4 protein-coding genes are annotated in these 4,491 nt (G+C 72.3%); 2 read left to right on the top strand and 2 right to left on the bottom strand.

The features are described from left to right. Positions 1 to 64 (bottom strand): acyl-CoA carboxylase subunit epsilon (locus B9S61_RS38845; protein ID WP_146065047.1); only part of this gene is annotated, 64 nt, incomplete at its 3' end. Between the two features lie 20 nt (positions 65 to 84). Beyond that, entirely contained in the window at positions 85 to 1,674 is a 1,590-nt protein-coding gene (locus B9S61_RS38840) for an acyl-CoA carboxylase subunit beta (RefSeq protein ID WP_103546390.1), read from the bottom strand. A 110-nt stretch (positions 1,675 to 1,784) separates the two neighbouring features. Here B9S61_RS38840 and B9S61_RS38835 point away from each other — a divergent pair, with 110 nt between their 5' ends. Continuing rightward, positions 1,785 to 2,663, top strand: a complete 879-nt coding sequence (locus B9S61_RS38835; protein WP_103546388.1) for a biotin--[acetyl-CoA-carboxylase] ligase — start codon at positions 1,785 to 1,787, stop codon at positions 2,661 to 2,663. Between the two features lie 530 nt (positions 2,664 to 3,193). Further along, entirely contained in the window at positions 3,194 to 4,321 is a 1,128-nt protein-coding gene (locus B9S61_RS38830; RefSeq protein ID WP_103546387.1) for an adenylate/guanylate cyclase domain-containing protein, read from the top strand. Positions 4,322 to 4,491: the final 170 nt, after the last annotated feature.

Raw genomic sequence — 4,491 nt, 5'->3', positions numbered from 1 at the left:
GGACCACCGCCAGGGCGGCGGCCAGTTCCTCCGGGGTCGGGTTGCCCCGTACGACCTTGATCACAGCGGCTCCTTACGGCGGCTCTACAGGGGGATGTTGCCGTGCTTCTTCGGGGGCAGGCTCTCGCGCTTGGTACGCAGCTGACGCAGGCCCCGGACGATGTGGCGTCGGGTGTCGGACGGCATGACCACCGCGTCGACGTAGCCGCGCTCCGCCGCGACGTACGGGTTGAGGAGGGCGTCCTCGTACTCCCGCATCAGCCTCGCGCGCGCCTCGTCCGGGTCCTCCGACTCGGCGATGGTCCGGCGGTGCAGGATGTTGACCGCCCCCTGAGCGCCCATCACGGCGATCTGGGCGGTGGGCCAGGCGAGGTTGAGGTCGGCGCCCAGGTGCTTGGAGCCCATGACGTCGTACGCGCCGCCGAAGGCCTTGCGGGTGATGACCGTGATCAGGGGGACCGTGGCCTCGGCGTAGGCGAAGATCAGCTTGGCGCCGCGGCGGATGATGCCGTCGTGCTCCTGGTCCACGCCGGGCAGGAAGCCCGGGACGTCCACGAAGGTGATCACCGGGATGTTGAAGGCGTCACAGGTACGGACGAAGCGGGCCGCCTTCTCGGACGCGGTGATGTCCAGGCAGCCGGCGAACTGCATCGGCTGGTTGGCGACGATGCCGACGGGGCGGCCCTCGACACGGCCGTAACCCGTGAGGATGTTCGGCGCGAACAGGGCCTGGGTCTCGAAGAACTCGGCGTCGTCGAGGACGTGCTCGATGACGCTGTGCATGTCGTACGGCTGGTTCGCCGAGTCCGGGACCATCGTGTCGAGTTCGCGGTCCTCGTCGGTGACCGTCAGGTCCGCCTCCTCCGGGAAGGCCGGGGGCTCCGAGAGGTTGTTGGAGGGCAGGTAGGAGAGAAGCTGCTTGACGTACTCGATCGCGTCCTTCTCGTCGCCGGCCAGGTGATGGGCCACGCCGGAGGTCGCGTTGTGGGTACGGGCGCCGCCCAGCTCCTCGAAGCCGACGTCCTCGCCGGTGACGGTCTTGATGACGTCCGGTCCCGTGATGAACATGTGGGACGTCTGGTCGACCATGACCGTGAAGTCGGTGATCGCGGGGGAGTACACCGCGCCGCCCGCGCACGGGCCGACGACCAGGCTGATCTGCGGGATCACGCCGGAGGCGTGGGTGTTGCGGCGGAAGATCTCGCCGTACGCGCCGAGGGAGGCCACGCCCTCCTGGATGCGGGCGCCGCCGGAGTCGTTGATGCCGATGACGGGGCAGCCGGTCTTGAGGGCGAAGTCCATCACCTTCACGATCTTCTGCCCGTAGACCTCGCCGAGGGCGCCGCCGAAGACGGTGAAGTCCTGGGAGAAGACGGCGACCGGGCGGCCGTCGACGGTGCCGTAGCCCGTGACGACGCCGTCGCCGTACGGGCGGTTGGCGTCGAGGCCGAAATTGGTGGAGCGGTGCCGGGCGAACTCGTCCAGTTCGACGAAGGAACCCTCGTCGAGCAGGAGGTCGATCCGCTCACGGGCCGTCAGCTTGCCCTTGGCGTGCTGCTTTTCGACGGCGCGTGCGGAGCCGGCGTGCGTCGCCTCTTCGATACGACGCGTGAGATCCGCGAGCTTGCCCGCGGTCGTGTGGATGTCAGGCTGCTGCTCTTCCGGCTCGGACATCGGGATGTGGCTCCCTGCCTGCTCAAAAGGGGGGACGGTTACTCATCCGTAGCGTAGTAGGGCGCCCTCCGTTCGGCAGTGCGGTGTTTCCCACACCTAGTGTGGGTTGCATGACGCCCCGAGATGACTCCGAATCCGCCCACAGCCGGTGGTCCGATCTGGACCGGCCCCCGCTCAACGCCGCCGCGCTGCGTCGGGGACTCGTGCGGGAGGGGGCCTTGTGGCGGGAGGTGGAGGTGGTGCAGAGCACCGGGTCCACCAACTCCGATCTGGTGAGCCGGGCCGGCGAGGGGAAGGTGGAGGAGGGGGCCGTCCTCGTCGCCGAGGAGCAGACCGCCGCGCGGGGGCGGCTCGACCGGCGGTGGACGGCGCCGGCCCGGTCGGGGCTGTTCTTCTCCGTGCTGCTGCGGCCCGCCGAGGTGCCCGTGGCGCGGTGGGGGTGGCTGCCGTTGCTCACCGGTGTCGCGGTGGCGACCGGGCTGTCGCGGGCGGCGGGCGTCGACACGGCGCTGAAGTGGCCGAACGACGTGCTGGTCACGGTGGGGGGCGAGGAACGCAAGGCCGGCGGGATCCTGGCGGAGCGCGCCGGGGACGACGCGGTGGTGATCGGTGTCGGGATCAACGTGAGCCTGCGGGCCGATGAGCTGCCGGTGCCGGCCGCGGGGTCGCTGGCGCTGGCCGGGGCGGTGACCACGGACCGGGACCCGCTGCTGCGGGGGATGCTGCGGGCGCTGGAGGAGTGGTACGGGCGCTGGCGGGCCGTGGACGGGGACGCGGGGGCGTGCGGTCTGCAGGAGACGTACGCGGCGGGGTGCGCGACCCTCGGGCGGCGGGTGCGGGCGGAGCTGCCGGGGGACCGGGCGCTGGTGGGGGAGGCGGTCGCGGTGGACGGGGACGGGCGGCTGGTGCTGGCCACGGAGTCGGGTGTGCAGGAACCGGTGGGCGCGGGCGACATCATCCACCTGCGCCCGACGGGGGACGCGGCCTGACGCCTGCGCCTGCGGCGCGGCTTGCCGTCCGGTGGGGGTGTGCGTCGTGTGCGTGCGGCGCGGCTTGCCGTCCGGTGGGGGTGTGCGTCGTGTGCCTGCGGCGCCACTGTCCCTGCGGTGGGGGCTCGGGTGGCGCCCACGGCCGGTGGGTGGTCGGGGCCGGGTCGGGGGTGCCCGTCCTCGGTCCGGCGCGGAACCGGTATCTCGAGAAGCGGGGGCGTGGACGCGCCGGCCGCTGCGGGCGGTCACCCCCGCCCCGTCCCTTCCCGCCGTCCGCGACCAACCCCACCGCGGGCAGGCGTGCCGCAGGGGCGATGGGGGTGCCCCCGCTCGAGCGAAGCCGAGAGTGGGGAGGGTGGGCGCGACGGCGCCCCGCGAGCGCCGGGTTGCGCGACACCCCCGCCCGGCCCCGACGCCGCCGGGGCACCCGCACCTCCGGCCCAACCGAACGGAGTGAGCTGGCGCACACCTGCCGTAGAGTTGAGGCCGGTCGATACAGGGCCGTGGCAGATCGGAAGGGCAACAAACGCGTGACCGTCGACGACTCGGGTTCCGGTGCGGAAGCGCAGGGCGACGGCGAGGATCCGCTTGCTCTGCGCCTCGAGCAGCTCATTCTGGGCGCCGAGCGCCGCTACACGCCGTTCCAGGCGGCCCGCAGCGCCGGCGTGACCATGGAGCTGGCCACCCGCTTCTGGCGGGCCATGGGCTTCGCCGACGTCGGACAGGCCAAGGCCCTCACGGAAGCGGACGTACTCGCGCTGCGCCGGCTCGCCGGTCTGGTGGAGGCGGGGCTGCTCAGTGAGGCCATGGCGGTGCAGGTGGCGCGTTCCACCGGGCAGACCACCGCCCGGCTGGCCGAATGGCAGATCGACTCCTTCCTGGAAGGGCTGACCGAGCCGCCCGAGCCGGGGATGACCCGTACCGAGGTCACGTATCCGATCGTCGAACTGCTCCTGCCCGAGCTGGAGGAGTTCCTGGTCTACGTCTGGCGGCGGCAGCTCGCCGCTTCGGCCGGGCGCGTGGTGCAGGGCGCCGACGACGAGGAGATGGTCGACCGGCGGCTGGCCGTCGCCTTCGCGGACCTGGTGGGATTCACCCGGCTGACCCGGCGCATGGAGGAGGAGGAGCTCGGCGAGCTCGTCGAGGCCTTCGAGACCACCGCCGCCGATCTGGTCGCCGCTCGCGGTGGGCGGCTCATCAAGACGCTGGGTGACGAGGTGCTCTACGCCGCCGATGACGCGGGTACCGCCGCGGAGATCGCGATGCGGCTGATCGAGACCATGGCGAACGACGAGACCATGCCGGAGCTGCGGGTCGGCATGGCGTTCGGCACGGTGACCACCCGGATGGGTGATGTGTTCGGTACGACCGTGAATCTGGCCTCCCGACTCACCTCCATAGCTCCCCGTGACGCCGTGCTCGTCGACACCGCGTTCGCCGAGGAGCTGATCCGTACCGGTGACGCGCCCGCCTCCGAGGCCGCGGCCGCCGAGGCGGTCGCCGCGGCGGAGAAGGAGGGCGAGGAGCCGCCGACGTACCGGTTCGCGCTCCAGCCGATGTGGCAGCGGCCGGTGCGTGGGCTCGGTGTGGTGGAGCCCTGGCTGCTCACCCGGCGGAACGAGGCTCCGCCCGCGTCCGCCTCCGCTCCCTCTTCCTAGTTCTCCGGCCGGTGCGGCTCTCCGCCGCCCAGGCACAGGCCGATGACCGGTATGCACAGCCCGGGATCCGCTTCGGGCGGTGGTGTGGGGGCCGGGCTGTCCGGCCGGTGCGGGGGCGGTTCCCGTTCCTCGTGGACGGGCGGTGGGGCGGCGGGAGTGTGGCTCGGCGG

This window comes from Streptomyces sp. SM1, from assembly GCF_002910825.1.
Taxonomy (GTDB): Bacteria; Actinomycetota; Actinomycetes; order Streptomycetales; family Streptomycetaceae; genus Streptomyces; species Streptomyces okerensis.
The sequence above is the reverse complement of the archived record's forward strand: the minus strand, read 5'-3'. Positions and strand labels throughout refer to the sequence as shown.